13 protein-coding genes and 2 pseudogenes are annotated in these 19776 nt (G+C 38.2%); 6 read left to right on the top strand and 9 right to left on the bottom strand.

Annotation, left to right across the window (positions count from 1 at the left end):
* Positions 1-152: 152 nt before the first annotated feature.
* From MKZ02_RS23850 to MKZ02_RS23815, 9 genes and pseudogenes are all read right to left on the bottom strand, one after another.
* Positions 153-359 carry an IS3 family transposase gene (locus MKZ02_RS23850; protein WP_340856910.1) on the bottom strand — a complete coding sequence of 69 codons (207 nt, stop codon included), beginning with the start codon at positions 357-359 and terminating at the stop codon, positions 153-155.
* Positions 360-365: 6 nt separating this feature from the next.
* Positions 366-620, bottom strand: a pseudogene (locus tag MKZ02_RS24045) (DDE-type integrase/transposase/recombinase); the annotation flags it as partial.
* A gap of 924 nt (positions 621-1544) precedes the next feature.
* The gene (locus MKZ02_RS23845; RefSeq protein WP_340856908.1) at positions 1545-1781 is read right to left on the bottom strand and encodes a hypothetical protein; all 237 of its coding nucleotides are present in this window, start codon (positions 1779-1781) and stop codon (positions 1545-1547) included.
* Positions 1782-2306: 525 nt separating this feature from the next.
* On the bottom strand, positions 2307-2510 hold the full coding sequence (locus tag MKZ02_RS23840) for a hypothetical protein (protein WP_340856906.1): 204 nt from the start codon (positions 2508-2510) through the stop codon (positions 2307-2309).
* Between the two features lie 23 nt (positions 2511-2533).
* Positions 2534-3052 (bottom strand): annotated as a pseudogene (locus tag MKZ02_RS23835) (GGDEF domain-containing protein).
* Positions 3053-4708: 1656 nt separating this feature from the next.
* Positions 4709-6361, bottom strand: coding sequence for a DUF4368 domain-containing protein (locus MKZ02_RS23830; RefSeq protein WP_340856904.1), 1653 nt, complete (start codon positions 6359-6361; stop codon positions 4709-4711).
* A 57-nt stretch (positions 6362-6418) separates the two neighbouring features.
* Positions 6419-6622, bottom strand: a complete 204-nt coding sequence (locus MKZ02_RS23825; protein WP_340856903.1) for a transposon-encoded TnpW family protein — start codon at positions 6620-6622, stop codon at positions 6419-6421.
* A gap of 75 nt (positions 6623-6697) precedes the next feature.
* Entirely contained in the window at positions 6698-7597 is a 900-nt protein-coding gene (locus tag MKZ02_RS23820; RefSeq protein ID WP_340856901.1) for a phage major capsid protein, read from the bottom strand.
* Positions 7598-7870: 273 nt separating this feature from the next.
* Complete coding sequence (locus MKZ02_RS23815; protein ID WP_340856900.1) at positions 7871-10165, bottom strand: phage/plasmid primase, P4 family; 2295 nt, start codon at positions 10163-10165, stop codon at positions 7871-7873.
* Positions 10166-10806: 641 nt separating this feature from the next.
* On the opposite strand from MKZ02_RS23815, the gene MKZ02_RS23810 reads away from it, so the two are divergent.
* From MKZ02_RS23810 to MKZ02_RS23785, 6 genes are all read left to right on the top strand, one after another.
* A complete protein-coding gene (locus MKZ02_RS23810; RefSeq protein WP_012103576.1) occupies positions 10807-11046 on the top strand; it encodes a helix-turn-helix domain-containing protein in 240 nt (79 codons plus the stop codon).
* Complete coding sequence (locus MKZ02_RS23805) at positions 11039-12943, top strand: DNA methyltransferase (protein WP_222125550.1); 1905 nt, start codon at positions 11039-11041, stop codon at positions 12941-12943. The genes MKZ02_RS23810 and MKZ02_RS23805 overlap by 8 nt, the downstream gene beginning before the upstream one ends.
* A 14-nt stretch (positions 12944-12957) precedes the next feature.
* On the top strand, positions 12958-15918 hold the full coding sequence (locus MKZ02_RS23800; RefSeq protein ID WP_144928087.1) for a type III restriction-modification system endonuclease: 2961 nt from the start codon (positions 12958-12960) through the stop codon (positions 15916-15918).
* Positions 15919-15940: 22 nt separating this feature from the next.
* Positions 15941-17560, top strand: a complete 1620-nt coding sequence (locus tag MKZ02_RS23795; RefSeq protein ID WP_340856895.1) for an ATP-dependent nuclease — start codon at positions 15941-15943, stop codon at positions 17558-17560.
* A 461-nt stretch (positions 17561-18021) separates the two neighbouring features.
* Positions 18022-18174 carry a hypothetical protein gene (locus MKZ02_RS23790; RefSeq protein WP_340856893.1) on the top strand — a complete coding sequence of 51 codons (153 nt, stop codon included), beginning with the start codon at positions 18022-18024 and terminating at the stop codon, positions 18172-18174.
* Positions 18175-18284: 110 nt separating this feature from the next.
* Positions 18285-19405 (top strand): IS3 family transposase gene (locus tag MKZ02_RS23785; protein WP_340856892.1). Its coding sequence is split into 2 segments (ribosomal slippage): positions 18285-18534 and positions 18534-19405, totalling 1122 coding nucleotides; the frame shifts between segments, so codons are not numbered across the junction.
* Positions 19406-19776: the final 371 nt, after the last annotated feature.

The raw sequence follows: 19776 nt of genomic DNA, 5'->3' as shown, positions 1-19776 counted from the left end.
TAATGATGAAAAAGAGTAAAATAAAAATGTCTGGGAGACTATTATGAATAAATCTAACGGTAATAAGAAAAGTAATTCCCTTACTTCTTTACAAGTAGCATCACTTTGGGGACTGTACATGTGGATCGTCAACACTAGATCAGACAACTTTTTTAAGGGACAGCCGTTTGTTTGTATTCAATCAGGCTTACATGGCCTAGTGCCCCATGAATTCTTAGCTTGTTAAACAAGTTGACATAGTCACTGAATCCAAGTGTAAGATGCTCTAAATTATCAAGCTTTATTTGTCGGACAGATTCCGTTTTAATAATTTTAAACGTGGCTTCTGTCACCGTATTATCATATAGACAGCCTTTCATGCTTAAAGAGCGGCCAATCTGGAAGGTTGCTAGCGTTTTATCAATGAGCTGGTTTTTAAATTCGCTACCACGATCAGTGTGGAATAGCTGAATGTCCCACAGATCACTTTGAATGGAAGAAAAAGCCTGTACGACAAGGTTTGCATCTTTGTTTAGTCCTGTACTAAATCCGATGATTTCGTGGTTAAAGAGGTCGACAAGGATACATACGTAATGCCATTTGTTTTTGACTTTGACGTATGTTAAGTTACTGACGACAATTTTTTCTCTTCCGTCTGCTGAAACTCACATTTCAATTCATTTGCCTAAGCTGATTGGTTCCATGATCAGTGCGGCTTGTTTTAAAATATCATTTTCCATCCTCAACTGCTTTTAGTCCCTTGCGAGGTTCTAAGAGCTCCTGCTGTTCAGGAGACCGGTTGTTCTTCTCTATAAAAGAACTGGAGGTTTAGTCGATTTTTTGGGGAGCTTTTAATCAAAATTTCTTCTAAAATTGTGCAAAATATATATGTTTTTCATTAAAGGGCCTTCGAGCCTTTACATAATTGATTTTAAGCTCAACGAACATAAAGCGCTTAATGAATTTCACGATATATCGTATTGTCTATGTTGTTTGGATTACTAAAATAAAAGTAAACCATGTATTAAATTAAGGGAAGCTAAAGTTTTCGGATTGTTTTAATCTTCCTAGTGATCATTCTATCCGGTTGTTACTTGAAAGTACCCCAAAAGACCCCGGTGATAACCGGGCTTTTTTGGGGTGAATAATGAGCTTTACAATGAGAAAAACCGCACGGTGTCTTGGTGGACAGGCGGTTTTTTCCGGCCATAAGAGGAAAGAGCTCCTGGTGTGGCTTCCTAACATTCATCCTGCCACATAGGAATGAACTTTATTCAGAAATCAAGGAGTAGGGAAATGCAAGTGACAAGTGTGTTCTTTGTTTTGTGAGCGAGATTATCCCACACATGAAAAGTGGATCTCTTTTTACTTTATGTCACAATTCCATACAAGGTTCCGGTCATATTTTTTAAAGATGTAGGATAAATCTCTATTTAAAAAACCGGAGAATCCAGGGGAATATTTCTGTAGCGCACCAACAATAGAGAATCGAAAACCAGCAAAGAAAACCAACAAAAAGAAAGATATACTTGAATATTTTCATGGATATAATACGCCCTTCAGGCTTAATATTTTTCGTTTTTTTCTTGGTTTTCTAGCAGTTCTTTGTTGTTGTCCAAATGCACAGCAATATGCTGAAATAATAAACCATTTCCAAAACAAAGAAGCATACTTTTCCAAGCTTCTAATACAGGCAAATGCACATTTGAATAAAACATGATATGTAAGCCTAGAACGCCTCCGTATAAAATGAAAATCATGGAGTCTAGGATTAACATCCATTTGATTACTTTTTTAAGCATGTATCTTCATCTCCTCTCCGAATAGCAAGAACTTCATGTAACTAGTATGATCTTCGTTTGATCAGCTTATGATAATTTATTACAAAAAAGGGGATTGAATGGAATGTTATTCAAACTCATATAAAAAGGAGAAGGTTGCTTGCCCTTCTCCTTTTTTGTACAACCCAAACAAGTTGAGTATTAAGCATGAATAAAGTTTACACACGGGTGTTTTACTTCGGATGCCAAGCATTCACAACCTAATGGTATAAAGACTTTGCGGAAGACAGGGAAAGAGGGTGGTTCCTTTAGATGAGGTTTACACATTGCTTTAACATGTTCTCGGGAATAAGCCTTTTTGAGCCTTCTTTATTTCTTCAGGTTTAAAAAACTTTTACAGCGTGACTATACTTATAATATGAAGAAGATTTAGGATGCAAGATGAACCCCGTTCACCTTGTATGGTAACTTTCTTGCTGTAGCGGTCAATTTTTGTGACTTTCCCGACTCTTGATACAAGGCATCCACTCTTCCAAGCGGTTACTTTTAACAAAGTGTTTTCCTGCAAACTTTTAACAAAGTGTTTTCCTGCAAACTTTTAATTAAAAGCTGCTCCATTTCTTTGGCTTGTGTTTCGTCAGGATGAGGATGGGAGAGTTTGTAATCATTCTTACTATCATTCCTCAATAGTTTTTTATGTTTAAACATTAAGGTTCCTTGCCATCTTACGGTTTCGCTATCTCGCAGCATTAAAATCGCTCCTTTTTATCTTTTTATTTTAAGAACGTTTGATTATGCGTTGATGTCGCCTGCTCCTTGAAAAGCACTTTATTTGCCTGTGTTTTTGCTTTATACATTTTCTGATCAGCAACATAAAGAAGTTCATCTAGTGAACGGCCTTCCTCCGGATAAAAGGCATATTCAATCGAAATTCCAATTCCTATGGAGGGTTCGGCTCGCGTACTTTGATCGAATATTTCCTCTTCCAACCTGTCCACGAACTTTTCCACATCCTCAGGAATAAAATTAGGGGCAATAATGACAAATTCGTCGCCGCCTCAGCGGACGAGCATATCGGATTTTCTGGTATGATCTAGCAGCATCGACAGCCTTTTTAAAGTGCAGTCTCCCGATTTGTGGCCGAATCGATTATCTCTTTGAAATGATACACCTACCATAAAAACTGCCAAAGAAGAATAGGAAGATCTTGCGCTCCTTTTTGAAAACATATTTAAGGCAAATCTTCGATTATATATTTCCGTCGGGTCATCATGATAGGCATAAAAACGCATTTTATCATACTGTATGCCGATAAACCAGACAATGGCTAAAGACAGCAGGCCATCTATCATCTGCTTATGAACCAATTCACCCAAAAAAGAACCTATATGAACGAGAAAATAAGTACGATACTGATAAAACTGATTTGACCATAATATTTCATTTTAAAGTACCTCTATTATTTATTTGCCGGTGTCTAATGAGTATACCACGAAAAAGGTAAAATTACCCCATTTTTTAGGGTCCGTTAAATAATCTTGACAATATAAATTGGTTCCCTTATTTTCCATAGAATCGGCTCCTACATAACACAATCACTAGGAACAGTTAAGTAAAAGGCTAGGAAAAAGAACCAAAGAATGAATCACTAAATGAATCTTAAATGGTTGCGCTCTTTTAATACGATTAATTCAAAAAGCGGCAAAGCGTTTTCTTTTAATAACGCAAAAAGGAATAAGGTTAAGAGAAGCACCTGTCCTAATGGTGAGAGAATATAATTGCGAAATTTCACAAGGAACTCTCTGTAAAAAAGAGGTCCAGCCAAATGCATACTGAACAAATTTTATGCGAATATAGCAAAGGGAAAAATAAGTGATGCAAGTTGAGAGAGATAGCTGATTTTTGGAAACCAAAGTTGTGTTTTCACTTTCGTTATGGTTTCATGCAAGTTTTAAAGTTTTAGGCTACTGTAGGTAGCGCTGTTGAAAGGCGCTACAGGTCTTTCTTCTTGATTTTTTCTTCATCAAGGGATTTACATTTTATTTCAATAATGTATGAAAATACCGATATTATATTGTATATATAAGGATTTGGATTAGGGGAACTTTTGTCTTCATACGAACAACTGCCAGATAGTCTTTTAGCCGGCCTTTTTGTGGAAATCAGTAAGAGGATAAAAAAGGGGATTCTTTCTGAGGCGATGTATCATGAGATCGCCCTCATCAAGGCAGTAGGAGAAAAAAAGGTCTCTCAGAACTAGATCTCCAAAAGATTCACCTGGAACAGATTCACTCTCAATATAAAAAAGTGTAGACAAAATCCTGAAGTTTAGGGATTTTTTAATTTGGCCAAGTCCCGTTATTTTGTTTACTCCATACAATTAGCTTATTATTTCTCAATTTTTTTCCTTTTGAACAAAAAATATCAATAAAATTACTATACATCCTATGCTGGTCTATTTTCTCCACTTTTTTTGAATGGATTTCTATACAGACTGGATTTTTTTATCACAATGAGTGGAAGCTTTGGTATTCTGCATTGTTATACCCAATCATCTTTTTTACCCTTGTGATTAATATGAGGTTTGTCCAAAAGATTAACAGATAGCTTTTAGTACTCATTCAAGTAAAAATGGCACGATTGTTGAGAAATATAGATAGAAGTGATCAAATTTTTTATAAAAGAATGAGTCAATTGAAAATATTAGTAGTATATTTTGATCAATCTTTTTTTCAAAACATGTTCTTTTCTTTTGTTCGTTTATAAAGATTAATAATATTGTTTCAATTAAACATTATTTCAAAGCTACATCTATACGGACAAAAAACGAACAAAAATCGGACAAATTCCGGACAAAATGGGTACCATTTAGGAGCGGTCAGATAGGGATTTATAATTCCTGAAAAATTCGGCATAGTCGTTGATATTCGGCTATGCCGTTTTTTCGTTTATTTTGGTAAATCGATAGCGCCAATGCAGTTATAAAAAATTTGAATCCGCTGGGTTCTGCGGCCATCTACCTTTTCAGCCTTAAATACTATAATTTTATCAATGAACTCTCGGATAATCTCTGCATCCAATTCTGTAATTTCTGTGTACTTTTTAACCAGTGCCAAAAAGCGGTCGGTATTGAGGGACTGTTCATTTGCTGTATCAATGGTATGCTTTAATTTGATTATCCTTTCTTCCAGGACCTTCTGCTCGGCTTCATATTCAGCCGACATCTTGTAAAAACGCTCTTCGGGAATTTTGCCCATCACATTGTCCTCATATAGTTTCCGAATGATTTTGTCTATGTCAGCAATACGAGTCTGTGCTTGTTCGTACTCCTTTTGACTTTGGCGGAGTTCCTTGGCAAGTTCCTTTTCTGAATTATTCATAACTATACGAATGAATTCCTGTTCATGGTCTTTGGCAAAGGAGGTTACACGTCTTAAGTCTTCTAAAAGAAGCTGTTCCACTACAACATTGCGTATCTGATGTGAACTACACATACCCTTTTTCTTGCGGTAAGTCGCACAAACGAAGTATTCCTTATCGTGTGTCCATCCCTTGCCTCTAACCTGATACAGCTTTGCTCCACAGTCGGCACAAAACATCATGCCAGAAAGCATTCCCATTTCACCTAATCGTGATGGTCTTCGCTTGCCATCTCTAATTTTCTGCACTGTTTCCCAAGTACCCTCATCAATAATTGCTTCATGGGTATTTTTGAAAACCAGCCAATCTTCTGGATTGTTCAATATCTTGACTTTGCTCTTATATGACTTTTTAGAAGTCTTGAAATTTACCGTGTGACCTAAATATTCCATTTTAGCCAGAATATCTGATACGGTACGAGCCGACCAAGCATATGGGTTTTCAGGTGGTCTTGCTGGAGTGTTAATACCCATTTTGCGAAGATGCACCGTAGGTGTATCAATGCATCGCTTTTCAAGTTGCTTTGCTATCTGCGTGGGTCCAAAGCCAGCCATGCACAGTCGGAAAATATCTCTGACCACTTCGGCGGCTTTCTCATCTATAATCCAGTGCAACTTGTCTTCAGGGTCTTTAATATAACCGTAAGGCGGATTGGTGCAGAGCGGCTTGCCAGACTGTCCCTTGGATTTGAACACAGCACGGATTTTCTTGCTAGTATCCTTAGCGTACCATTCATTAATAATGTTAAGAAACGGTGTAAAGTCACTGTCTGCTTGGTTTGCACTATCAATACCATTGTTAATAGCAATGAATCGTACATCCGCTTCAGGAAACATAATCTCTGTGTAATAGCCTACCTTAAGGTAATCCCTGCCGAAACGGGACATATCCTTGATTATAATCGTTCCGACTCTACCAGACTCTACATCTGCAATCATGCGGTTAAAGTCTGGTCTATCAAAAGTTGTACCGCTGACCCCATCATCCACATAAAATTCGATGTTGCGAAAACCGTTGTCCTCAGCATATTTTTTTAGAATTGCCTTCTGGTTTACTATGCTGTTGCTGTCTCCTGCAAGCTCATCATCACGTGAAAGCCTGCAGTAAAGAGCAGTAATTTTCGCTTCTTCAAATGCTAATTTTGATTTACGTATAGTGCTAAATGTTGACTGTCTATTCATTTTTATCCTCCATTTCCGACAGTCTTCAAGCGGTTTAGCACTATGTATATTACCGTACTACCTTGAAGAAGTCGAGTTGATTTCCGTGGGTTTATATGAACTATCAGATAACTTTGAAAGGCTTTTTGCGTTGACTGTAATCAGTCGTTTCAGCTTGGAATATACACTTTCCTTTGCTGAATCACTTATTCGTGATTCCACCACATAGACCGTACCTCCGATATCGGATTTGGTTGTGCGGCAGTTACTTTGGTTTTCCATATCGTGACCTCCTGTCCGATGTTTTGAAGGAACTGGCACTGAGCCGAATTGATGACTCAGTGCCTAATCCATCATTTAAGCTTTTATTTGTAATATTTTCAGAGCATCCGGTTGAATTAGCTTCCCATCCAATCTCTCGTAAGCAGAAAAGCCAATCTGCCCCTGCAATGCATATAATTCACTTAATTTTTTTATTGTTATTGGCTGACGCTCAATCAGCCAGTAGTATGATAGATCTCCAAATACAATGCTTTTTGCTCCTGCAGATAATGTAGGCATATATGGAGAGGTAACTACAGGCTTTCCGAAAATGGTGTTATCTGAAGAATTCCACAGATAACTACCGCTTGTATTTTTAAGGGTTCTAAGGAGCATGGCTGTATTATCATGCATGATAAACACAGCGTTATTTCGGTATTCATCTTTTAATGAAAAATACAGCGAAATAATCTCGTCAAAAGAGATAATAGCACTATCTGCTGTAGTTACATCTGCATCTGCTGTAAGGATACCTGTTGGCTGAGTTGTGCCATTTCCATTAAGCAATGCATTTTCCTCAGCCTTGCCAAAACGCTTCGCAAAATCACCCATCAGATATTTTTCAAGATTAAAGTTCATATCGGTGACGAATGAGCGGTTTAGCTTGACAAGAGATGCCAGCTTGTATGATTTCACCAGAAACTGTGTAAATGTATCGGCACTTTCGGGGATTGGATCTCCGTCTTCAACCCAATCTGCTGTACCCGTTGAGGATACCGCTTGAATTTTACCTTCTGCAGAAGATAGATTGATAACAGTAGCAAATCTGCGGAATATATTCTCCTTTGCCAAAGCAGTGTTAAAGCCTTCTCTGAACTCATCTGGTGCGACATAGGCTCCTGCATTATCAAAGCCCTCGCTTAGATTTTGATTATTTTCTTCTTTTCCTTTCATAACATTCCAAAACGCTCTATTATAAGTTGTTGATGTTGCCATAATCCTTTACCTCCTAAATTAAAATGGATTGTGGGGTATATACCCCGTTTGAAACCGCGTTTTTTTATGCGTTGCCCCACGCCCGTTGTCCAGATGAAAAAGTGTGGAGATTTGACCTCCCCTAGGGGCAGGTATTAACACATGGAGTTGTATCCATTGTTTTCACTGGTTTTAAGCTTTGTAGCAAGATGTAGCAGGTAAAAACTAAACTCTCTATACGAGAGCGATTTTTTATATAACCTGTTTTTCTTGCTACAAGCTGCTACACTGTGTTTAAATAAGAAGAAATTCTTCTTCAACCAGCTTATATCCGATAAGCATTGTGGTCATTCCACCACCAGAACGTGGTCGTTTCCGTTCTACACGGGCGATAGCTGTTAATGCTTGTTTGAAGTTTCTTGCATTCTCCGAATAACATCCATTGGCACTGCACCAACGCTGATACCGGGCATACACTTCGGATGTCCGCACCTCACTATTAGGACTTTCCTCCAAGGCATCCTCGAAAAATAATGCTATTTTATCGCTGTCACGCTTATAAGCCTCTGTTGCTGTCTTAACGGAATCAGGTAAAATCAAGCCCTCCTTCTTTAACAGCTGATAGCCTTCAATTAGCCAGTTGAGGATAGCACTCTGATTCTTCGGTTTGGCGAATTCGCGTTTTAAGTTTTTATCCTGCTCGCTTTCATCGAAGTGTCGTTCAAAAGGAATAATCACCACTCTGCCACTAGAAAACAGCGTCATATCCGTAATAACGGGCAGATAATTGGTGTTGATATACAGCTTAAACTTTGGCGAAAAGTCAAAAGAATTCTCATGTAGAAACCTTGCATTGATGGTGTCACCACCCGTCATGCTTTTTACCTGTGCAGCATTTAGGACAAGTCCTCTGCTAGGTTCGGAGATATTCACAAAGCGTACTCCTGCAAGCCGGGCAATATCTTCACTTGGACTTGAACTGTTATTGTTCTTTTTCAGACTGATAGTCTCTGGCCTTGCGGTACAGCCATAACTGCCTAATACCTTAAGAATGCTCTCACATAGCGTACCTTTACCGTTTCGAGTTGTAGCACCATAGAGAACAAACAGGCATTCATACCGAGTGTCTCCGCTAATACTGTAACCAAAGGCTTTTTGGAGGAATTTTGCCTTTTCCTCATCTCCGCTCATAATCTCATGAATAAATCTATCCCATCGCTCACTTTTTGCTTCTGGGTCATATTTAACACCAGATATCTTTGTAAGTCTGTCCTCGCTGTTGTGGGGATTAAAATCCATAGATATTAAAAACAATGTGCCATTGGAACAGTTGAACATCTGCGGGTCTTGGTCAAATTCAGCCATTGATATGGGATATACGCTCTGTGCATCCTTAAGAACCGTTTCTCGGTATCTTCTTGACTGCCACTTTCGGCAATAGTCAATGTATGCCTTTCTTTGATGTTCATCCTGAATAGTCAAAGCATAGGTTAGTAGTTGGTTAGCCAATGATTTACACATTTCCATCACTTTGAGATTACCTACATCAGGAATCCAAATACCATTCTCGTAGCAAAACCACATCTTCCTTTCGGGAACAAAGCGGGCTAAAGATTTATAATAATCAGCAAACAGCCTGCTTGCCCCAATATCCGTCCAAGGGTAGCGATCGTTACTCTCAGGCTTAAAGTCAGTAAGAGAACATTCACCAAAATCTTCTGTAGCTGATGAACGCTTGCCACCTGGTTTATATATTTCAGTAGCATTTGCGATAGCTTTTTCTATGGTTATCATTCCATAAGTACTGCCAGACTGTGGTCTATTCCATTTATCCCGCATTAAGCCGCTCTGCCGGAAAAGTCTGTCAATCTGTCCAATATCTCTTCCACACCAAAATGCCAGCATACCGCAAAGTGCCAAATCAGCTTCACTGGCAGAAGCATAGCCTGATGTATCCCCTTGCCATAATGCTTTGAACCTTTCTCCATTTGCCGATTTTAAACCCTTCTCAATAACAGACTTGTCAGACAGATAGGATTGGCTTTCTCTATCCAGAAGTTGCTTCACAGTGGTAGGACGTAGCATATACTTGTCTAGTATCATCTGTAATTCATTCGATTTCTCCGCTATATCACCATCTACAAATACATTGCCTGTTACGGTAACAAAACGATTTGTTGCTCCAGCCACATAGACCTCAACTCCCAGCTTTCTGTTGTTGATATAGTATTTTGTTTTGTCAAAGTTAAAGCCTGTGGCCTTAAAGAAAATATGCAACCCTTTCCCAGATGGACTGTGTTCCATATAGCAACCACTAAAAGCCTCTACAACAATTTGGGTAACAGGCTTAAGCTTACCGCTGCTATCAAAGCAATCATCTAAGTCGATAACACATATGTCATTACCCACCAAAAATCCGATACCGTCATAATCACTTATAGCAGCTACCGCCGAATTAAAATCTTTAAATGTACCACGTTGATTTGGTTTTGCCCTTTTTCCTGTTACTGGGTTATAGGGAACTTTGGTTTTTCTGCCACTTCGTTCTTCATATTTCCAACAGCAAAACTGTGGCTTATCTTTAAGCATCTGCGGCAAGTTTTCATATTGTGTATTCAGTTATTTCACCTCCTTGCCTGTTATAAATGACCCGAAACGCTACGGTTCCAGAGGGTTTGCCTTGTTTGACACAACCTCGTTATCTTTCAAGGAATACGCTCGAAATCTTGTCATGGCATATTCACCTTGAAGTATCTCTTGCATTTCGGGGTATTCAGTTGTCAAGGAGCAATGAGAGAAAAACTATACTTTCGTTGGGGGATTATTTTTCCTCTCACCTTATAGCCTTGGTAGATCACATTAGTTGAGGATTTTCTAAAAATATTTTTCTTCCTCATCTATAAGCGAAGAATTCTATTGATTCGAACCCCTAAAAATACAAAAACAGCCTGTCTATTTTCCAAAAAAGACGGCTGTAATGCTTATGCTTTTGCTCAAATTTGAGCTAAAGCGATATTTAGTTTAAGAAGGCTGAATGCTGTAGTTTTGGATTTTTCAATTAGACTTTCCGACTTTTTTGTCTAAAAGTCTTGATTTGAACCCCTTTGATTAAATGCGTAAATAGAAGATTATGATTGAAACAGATGAAAAATAATGTGAAATTAAAAATTTATACTGTTTATAGCGTGTTTCTGTGATATAATTATTTATATTTGTGGGAGGTGCAAAAAATGGCAATACATTATAACAAACTATGGAAGCTGCTAATCGATAAGAATATGAAAAAGAAAGATTTGCAACGCCTTTCCGGTGTTAGCTCGGCAACTATCACAAAGCTTGGCAGAAACGAAAATGTAAATACAGAAATACTTCAAAAAATATGCACAGCTTTAGAATGTGACATCTGTGATATTTTAGAGTTTGTACCTGATAAAATTGAGAAAGGCAAGGTGAATGATAACAATGATTAAGGATATTATGAATGCCAATGATAGTGCAACACCGAACAGTCGAGAAATGGCTGTATTAAAAGAAAATTTCCCCTCATGTTTTAAGGCAGATGGATCCTTTGATATTGAGCGGTTTAAGGAATTTTTAAGTGATAAGATTGTTGTAACGGGAGAGGGTTATGAACTTAAGTTTTTGGGTAAAAACTATGCCCGATTGCTGGCTTCAATTGATACTACAACAGTTGTTGTGCCAGACGAGGAACATAACTTAAAACCAGAAAATATGAACAGTGAAAATATCTACATAAGTGGCGACAACCTTGATGGATTAAAGCATCTCTTGAAGTCCTATTCACGCAAAGTCAAATTGATATATATTGATCCGCCATATAATACGGGAACAGACGGATTTGTCTACAATGACAGCTTCAATTTTACTATAGAGGAATTATCTGAAAAGTTGAGTATAAGTGAAGAGCAGGCAAAACGTATTCTCGATCTAACAAAGCGTGGTTCAGCGTCTCATTCTGCATGGTTGATGTTTATGTATTCACGTCTTTTGCTTGCTAGGGATTTGCTATCCGATGATGGTTTAATCTTCATTTCTATTGATGACAACGAGAATCATAATCTTAAACTTTTATGTGATGATGTTTTTGGAGAAGATAATTTTCGAAATCAAATCGCTATTCGTAGAGGAGCAAAATCTGTTCAAGCACAGTTTGAAACATGGGATAAACTTGGTCAAAGTGTTGAATACTTGCTATTTTATTCGAGAAATTCTAGTTATAGATTTCCTAAACAAATGAAACTACTTGATGATATGCGTCAAGGTTCTTGGAATAATCACTGGCGCGGAACTGACCGTCCAACGATGCGGTATCCTTTATTTGGAATCACACCAGAGAGTGGTCAGTGGCGTTGGGGCAAAGAGCGTAGTTATCTTGCCATCGAAAATTATAAAAAGATGTTAAATGATATAGGTGTTGATGAAAAGTCAATCACACAAGAGCAAATTGATGAATGGTATTCAAATCAAGATGATGACTGTGATCTTCTTCGGCTATCCGATTCCGGTAAACCTGAACACTATATACCACCGACAGATTCAACGCTGTTAAATACTTCTTGGATGGATTTATTGGTTGGAAGCTCATCCGAAATAAAAAGATTGTTTGGGAAAACTGTTTTTGACACAGCAAAACTGACTGCGATGTTACAGAGGGTTATTGCTTTCGCAGATAATGATGCAATTATTCTGGATTTCTTTTCCGGGTCTACCTCTACCGCACATGCCGTTATGGCACTTAATGCAGAGGATGGAGGAACACGTAAATATATCATGGTGCAGATACCAGAGAAAGTTAAAGAAGGCAGCATAGCTGATAAGTGTGGTTATTCTACTATTGATCAAATCGGAATGGATCGTATTAAGCAAGCTGCAAAAGCAATAAAAACTGATTATCCAGATACAACAGCGGATCTTGGCTTTAAGCATTATACACTTGTCGAGCCAGCTAGCGATACTCTAGACAAGATTGAAAAGTTTGACCCTACTGAAAATAAATTATTTGCTGACAAAGACATTCTTAGTGATTTTGGAAAACCTACCGTCCTTGCAACGTGGCTTGTTAGAGATGGATATGGACTTACAGCAGATGCTGAGGAGTTAAATTTTGCTGGATACAATGGCTATTATATAGGAAAACATCTTTACCTAATTGACCCGGAATTGTCTAATAAGGCGATTGAAGCCATTGTAGTAAAATATGAAACTGACGGCAGCTTTAATCCTGAGAACGTGGTGTTATTCGGTTATAGTTTTACATGGACGGAAATGGAAGCTTTAAAAATTAATTTGAAACGGTTGAAGGATACAGAGAAAAACTTGCGTATCAACTTCGATATCCGTTATTGATTGGAGGGTATGTTATGGAACTTATCCTACAACGAGGATTACCACACCAACAAAAAGCTGTAGATGCAATAAGTGCTGCTTTGAATGGGGTACAGATAACTTCTCCTGTACAATTTTATGAAAATCCAAGCATTTCTCTTTCTGATCCTAAACTAGCTGCAAATATTAGAGAAATTCAAAAAAATATACCTTCAGAATATCGAAGCAGTATGCCTATTAATGACTGCTTGAATATTGATATTAAAATGGAAACCGGTACAGGAAAGACTTACGTTTATACTCATACTATATATGAGCTTCATAAACGTTACGGACTTAATAAGTTTATTATCGCTGTGCCTTCACTTGCGATTAAAGCGGGAACAGCGCAGTTTTTGCGTGATGAATATGTAAAGCGACATTTTTCCGATGTTTGTGGCTATGGTACAGAAATTGAGGTTGGAGTACTAGAAGCGCCAAAAAACAAGAAAAAGGGTCGCTCCTATTTCCCGAGTGTTGTGAGCGACTTTGTAAAAGGTTCTTGCCAGAACACGAAGAAGATTTATGTATTATTAGTTAATATGCAATTACTTGTTGTCCGATCAAATGGTATGCTTAGCCGTGACGACTATGATTATGGAGTAGAAGGTTTTTATAGACCACTTGATGCTATTCGTGCAACAAACCCTGTTGTTATTATTGATGAGCCACATAGATTTTCTCGTGACCAGAAGGCATTTAAGGTTATCGTTGATGAAATAAAACCACAGTGTATTATACGCTTTGGTGCTACCTTCCCTGAAACTACAAGTGGACGTGGAAAAAACAAAATAACCGTAAAAGACTACCAAAACCTGCTCTATGATTTAAATGCCTGTGAATCTTTTAATCAAAATTTGATAAAGGGAGTAACGAAGGAGCATTTTGAACCGGTATCCAAGCGTGAAGAAAAGGTGAAAATCACTTCCATCACAAGCAAGGATTCTGTTACCTTTCAGTATAAAAAGCGTGATGAATCGACTAAAACATTTACTCTTAAAACTGGAGATTCACTATCTATCATTAATGAAGCTTTCGAGGGAATTACGGTTCATGCTATTGGCAAATCAACAGTTGAGTTTTCTAATGGTATTCAAAAGTCAACTGGTGAGGAATTGGATGTGGATATCTATATGACCTCTTATCAAGAGCAGATGATGCGTCTTGCCCTTGAGCGTCATTTTGAAACAGAAAAAATAAACTTCTGTGGTCGCAATTTCAAGATCAAGACATTGGCATTATTTTTTATCGATGATATATCATCATATCGACCAAACGAGGAAGGTAAAACCCCTTATCTATTACAAGCTTTTGAGAAATTGCTTAAGGAACGGATAGAATCGGTGCTATCTACCCTCAGTGAGCATGATACTGAATATCGGGCATATTTGGAAGCAAGTCTTGCAGATATTTCTGCTTGCCATGCAGGCTATTTTTCACAGGACAATAGCGATTCGGATGAAGATATAGCAAAAGAAGTAGAAACTATCCTTCATGGAAAAAAACACCTTCTCTCTTTCAAGAATAAAGACGGTAGCTATAACACTTTACGTTTTCTATTTTCAAAATGGACACTTAAAGAGGGCTGGGATAACCCTAATGTATTTACGATAGCTAAACTTCGTTCTAGTGGAAGTGAAAACAGTAAACTGCAAGAGGTTGGACGAGGTTTACGACTGCCTGTAGATGAGAATGGTAATCGAATCTCCAATGAAGAATTCCAGCTTAATTATATTGTCGACTTCACAGAGGCAGACTTTGCTAAACGATTAATAGACCAAATAAACGGAGAAATTCCACAAGCTTCTTCTATTAGCGAAGAAAGATTGGAACAAGTGGCCAAGAAGCTTGGCATGACTTCAGATGAACTTTTTGATGCACTATATGATAAACATTACATAGACAGGCGATTAAATATAAAACCCGATACAAGGGACGCTTTCTTTGCAGAATACCCGGACTTTGCTACAGGATTGTCTTCAGGTAAGGTAAAAGACCGAAATGTAGCAAAACCAAGACCTGTAAAAATCCGCAAAGCTGTTTACAGTGAAATACGCGAATTATGGGAAGCAATCAATCAACGATACCTACTTTTCTATGATGATGATCTGGATGCTGATATGGCTAAAGTTGTTTTATCTTTGCTGGAAAAACCCGGTGTTTTTACAGACGTTGTCATGACTAGCTCCAGAGATATCGTTAAGAGCAATGGCTCACAGATGATGATTGTTTCAGATACAGGCGCCCAATATATAGTATCCAAACCTATTCCCTACAATGAATTTCTTAAGAGGATCACAAATGCTACAAACATTCCAATTAAAGTATTGCATGAGGCATTGTGTGAGTATGTTAAGAGGAATGGAACTATAAATCCAGAACGTATTAATGGAAATTCTGTCAGCATGTTTATCCAACAATTTCATGACTGGAGAAGCAATAATTTGCAAGGTCGATTCCATTATGCAAAAAGCAATACGCCTGTTGGTGCAACAGCACTTACCTATTCAGACGGTTCTCCACGTGAAGATATTGCACAGGGACGTATCGGCACAAAGATAGCTCCAGGAACACCAAGCGAGAAGTATTTATATGATGCTTTCGCTTATGACTCACCGTTGGAACAAAAGAATATTATGTCGGACATCGAAGAAGTCATTGTATATGGAAAAATTCCACGTAGCAGCATTGCCATACCGACTATTACTGGTGGAATGTACAGTCCAGACTTCATGTATGTTGTAAGAAGGACTTCCGGTGAGAAAGAGCTTAACATTGTAGTCGAAACAAAAGACGTAGAAAATAAATCCGACTTACGTGGTACAGAAAAAGCAAAAATTGATTGTGCTCGTGTTTTCTTTGATATGCTCTCGAAAGATGGATACACTGTTTATTTCCGTGATCAGTTAAACAACAAACAGATGGCTCAGATTATTAAGGAAGTATTGGCAGAGTGATTTAATTTAGGGGGATGAAAGGTTGAGGTTAGAAGCATTTTTAATTAAACATTATCGGTCGATAGAAAGAGTGGCTCTTAAAATTCCTCCAAATAAGCCTCTTGTTCTATTCGGACCGAATAACGCAGGAAAATCTAATATATTATCAGCTATAAATAGATTACTTGGTGAAAGATATCCAACTTATATCGAGATGTTGGAAAGTGATTATTTTAAACGTAATCAAAATGAATATCCTACCGCACATATTACCGCTAAATTCACTGAGCCTTTATATTATGATAATAGAGGAAATGGACATGACGTTATAGCTGTAAGTTATGGCTATAATGGACAGGCTAATAATAATCTTTTGCACGATGGCAGTGGAAATAAAATATATCCCACAAACGAACAACGTTCTGCCTGTCAGTCCTACTTGATTGATGCTGAAAGAAATATCCAGAGTGCTTTTAATTATAGTAGTAGCTACTCTCTGTTAAGCAAGTTTTCAAAGAAGATACATGAAGCCTTAAGTACAGAGCATAAAGATGAATTATCACAAGCCTTTAATCAAATTACAGCATCCTTTGAACAGACTGATGAATTCTCTGGTTTTTTTAATCGATTTTCTGAAGCTCTAAAGGGGGCAGTAAAAGGGTTTGTTCACTCGTTGGCTGTGGATTTTTCAGCCTATGATCCAAACAATTATGCAAAGTCACTTCGGATCTATGCAAAAGAGGGAGATAATATTCGTGGATTTGAAGAATTCGGCACTGGTGAACAGCAAGTCTTGTTAATGGCTTTTGTTAAAGCATATATGGAAGTATTCACAGGTGAAAATTTTGTGTTGATTATTGAAGAACCAGAAGCCCATCTCCATCCCTTAGCTCAAAGATGGTTAAAGGAATATGTTGTAGATATGTGTTCATGTGGTATTCAAGTAATCATTTCAACACATTCCGCAGAGTTCATAGATGCAGAATACTTAGACGGACTTGTTCGAGTACATAAAGAGGGTGGAGTTACTAAAGCAATACAACTATCCGCTCAGCAACTTTGCGATTTTTGTATAGGGTCAGGTGTTCCAGAGAATTGTGTGTCACCAGAAAATATAGTTGATTTTTACTCGACAAAACTATTTTCAGACCAGTTAAAAGGAATGTTTGCTGAAACAATCATTTTAGTAGAGGGAGCTACTGAATATTTTGCTCTGCCAGTGTATTTAAAACGTAGTGGGTATTCTTTAGCTGAACATGGAACCGAAATTGTTAATTGTCGCGGTAAGGATGCAATCCCCTTGTACTGGAGGTTATTTAAAGCATACGGTTACAATTGTTATGCTATATTTGATTGTGACAGGAATGCATCAAAAACTAGGGATGTGTTTAATGGCATCTTTTGCGAAGAAGAATGGGATACAGAAACTGAAAATTGTATTGTTAGAGCCGATTATGCATACTTCGGTAAAGACTTTGAATCCTATTTGCGTACAGCAATAGAGGATTATACTTCAATGGAACAAACTATTTCTGAAAAATATCATATTTCTTCAAAGCCAGGAAAAGCTAAAGCTATTGCACAACATATAGAGGAAATTCCTCATTTTATTAAGGATATCGCAGATAAACTATTAATTATAGAACTATTGGGACAAAGTTAGCTGAATGTTAAAAAGACCACACAGGAGTATAAAACTCTTATGTGGTCTTTTTTGCCCCGCTTGAAGCTGTTCATTTAAGTTTTTCTTCAATCCCTAAGTGAACGCTTCTTTTGGGCACCTTTTTATTTTTATATTGGCGGTAATATTTTCTTATCAGCTAGTTACCTGGCTGGTAGGAGACGCATCTTTTCTTTAACTCCTTTATCAATGGTGCACTCGGATGGATCGAATGGCGATGAAGGTTACCAGCTGTACAGGGGGAGTAACCGGAGCCTAGCAGGATTGCGCACGATCGTCATGGGGATGCAGTTGGTGAAAGTCCAATGCAAGGCGTGGTGCAATAAGGGCCTGCCGTTTCCACAATCCTAGCTATCCTCCTGGGAGATTGAATGGATACGGAGAACCTAAAAAAATATAAAAGCAAATAGCGCAAGGCGGTGCTTATTGAAAGGGAGATAAAAATGAAGATGAAAGAGCACTTATCTGCAGCTGATAAAGAGAAATTAGCTGCTGTTTCTGCTGAAGAGAAGTTATCCAGAAGAGATATTTTAGAGCTTATGGGCACCAAACGGGATACATATAAGAGAGTGAGAGGGAGCATGAGAAGGAAGTAAGACCAGCAACCGATTCTACGCTTATATAGCTTTTGGAGCGTCTACACTTATCTGGACAGAAAAATTAAGGTCACGTACACTTGACCTAAAACAGATGAGGAGCTCCAACTATGACAAAGCGAGAACGCCGCACCTTCACGCCCGAGTTCAAAAAGCAAATGGTGCAGCTGTACCAGAATGGAAAAACGAAGCGAGCTATTATTGATGAATATGATCTGACTCCGTCATCTCTCGACCGGTGGATCAATCAGGATGAAACCTCCGGTTCTTTTAAAGAGAAAGACAATCGTTCTCCTGAACAGCAGGAGTTTTTGGAACTCCGCAAGGAACTAAAGCAGCTTAGAATGGAGAATGATATTTTAAAGCAAGCCGCGCTGATCATGGGACGAAAGTAAATGTCATTAAGCGAAATAAAGACAAATACTCGGTATCAGCAATGTGCAGCGTCCTGCAAATTTCACGTAGTACCTACTATTATGATGCCAAAGAACGTCAGGCAGAAGACGATGTAACCGGCGCTGTGATAGAGATTTTTGAACAAAACCGAAGTGCCTACGGCACGCGCAAGATCAAAGTCGAACTGCACAAGCGTGGACTGACAGTCTCCAGAAGACGTATTGGACGCATCATGAAGGAGCAGGGGCTTGTTTCTTCCTATACAGTGGCACAGTTCAAGCCACAAAAAGCTCCGTGTAATGAGTCATCCCAGGCGAATGAATTGAAACGCAAGTTTCAGCAGACAGAAGCCAAAAAAGTAGTCGTCAGTGATTTAACATACGTCAAAGTCAAAAACAAATGGCATTACGTATGTATCTTTGTCGATCTCTTCAACCGCGAAATTATTGGCTTCAGCACGGGACCAAACAAGGATGCAAACCTTGTCGCACGGGCTTTTTCTTCGATTCAAGGTGATCTGCGGGACATCCAGATGTTCCATACCGACCGTGGCAGCGAGTTCAAAAACCAGCTCATCGATGAAACGTTAGCGGCCTTCCAGATTGGCCGCTCTTTAAGCATGAAAGGTTGTCCATACGATAATGCCGTGGCGGAAGCCACATTTAAAATCATCAAAACAGAGTTTGTCAGCCAAATGAAGTTTAATAGCCTTGAGCATCTTACGCTGGAATTCAGTGATTATGTTAACTGGTTTAATAAGCGGCGGATTCACGGAACACTAGGCTATGTAAGCCCGATTGAATACAAACGATCGTCCCTTAAAAAGGCTGTCTGATTTAGTGTTGACAATCCATTCAATGTATCTTTAGATATAGATTTATCACAAAGAATGAACATGGCTACTAACAGATATACAAATTATTTAGAGAAACACAAAGAAGATAGGAAGACCGATTGAAATAGTCTTCTTAAGTTACCAAAAAACAAAGACTTTTGTGTCAACCGTCATTTCTTGTCGCAGTTCAACTGTACAAGGAGGAGGCTTTCTCTGAGTTTCATACTGTTCGCCAAATTCTTATTTGACGAACAATTAAATAGGAAATGGAACGAGAATGTGGTAAACTATCCCTGACGAAATCAAAATGCAAAATACGAACCAAACCTCCCGTTATAATGAAACTTATTCCATGGTGAAACGTAGATAAG

Origin of the sequence: Pseudobacillus sp. FSL P4-0506 (assembly GCF_038003025.1) — a bacterium.
GTDB lineage: Bacteria > Bacillota > Bacilli > Bacillales > Domibacillaceae > Pseudobacillus.
This window is presented reverse-complemented; position numbering and strand designations above follow the sequence as displayed.

Coding starts and splice junctions, on each gene's coding strand:
- MKZ02_RS23805 (WP_222125550.1), top strand. CDS start 11,039: ATGATTAAGGATATTATGAATGCCAATGATAGTGCAACACCGAACAGT.
- MKZ02_RS23820 (WP_340856901.1), bottom strand. CDS start 7,597: ATGGCAACATCAACAACTTATAATAGAGCGTTTTGGAATGTTATGAAA.
- MKZ02_RS23840 (WP_340856906.1), bottom strand. CDS start 2,510: ATGCTGCGAGATAGCGAAACCGTAAGATGGCAAGGAACCTTAATGTTT.
- MKZ02_RS23830 (WP_340856904.1), bottom strand. CDS start 6,361: ATGAATAGACAGTCAACATTTAGCACTATACGTAAATCAAAATTAGCA.
- MKZ02_RS23815 (WP_340856900.1), bottom strand. CDS start 10,165: ATGCTTAAAGATAAGCCACAGTTTTGCTGTTGGAAATATGAAGAACGA.
- MKZ02_RS23825 (WP_340856903.1), bottom strand. CDS start 6,622: ATGGAAAACCAAAGTAACTGCCGCACAACCAAATCCGATATCGGAGGT.
- MKZ02_RS23790 (WP_340856893.1), top strand. CDS start 18,022: ATGAAGATGAAAGAGCACTTATCTGCAGCTGATAAAGAGAAATTAGCT.
- MKZ02_RS23810 (WP_012103576.1), top strand. CDS start 10,807: ATGGCAATACATTATAACAAACTATGGAAGCTGCTAATCGATAAGAAT.
- MKZ02_RS23845 (WP_340856908.1), bottom strand. CDS start 1,781: ATGCTTAAAAAAGTAATCAAATGGATGTTAATCCTAGACTCCATGATT.
- MKZ02_RS23800 (WP_144928087.1), top strand. CDS start 12,958: ATGGAACTTATCCTACAACGAGGATTACCACACCAACAAAAAGCTGTA.
- MKZ02_RS23850 (WP_340856910.1), bottom strand. CDS start 359: ATGAAAGGCTGTCTATATGATAATACGGTGACAGAAGCCACGTTTAAA.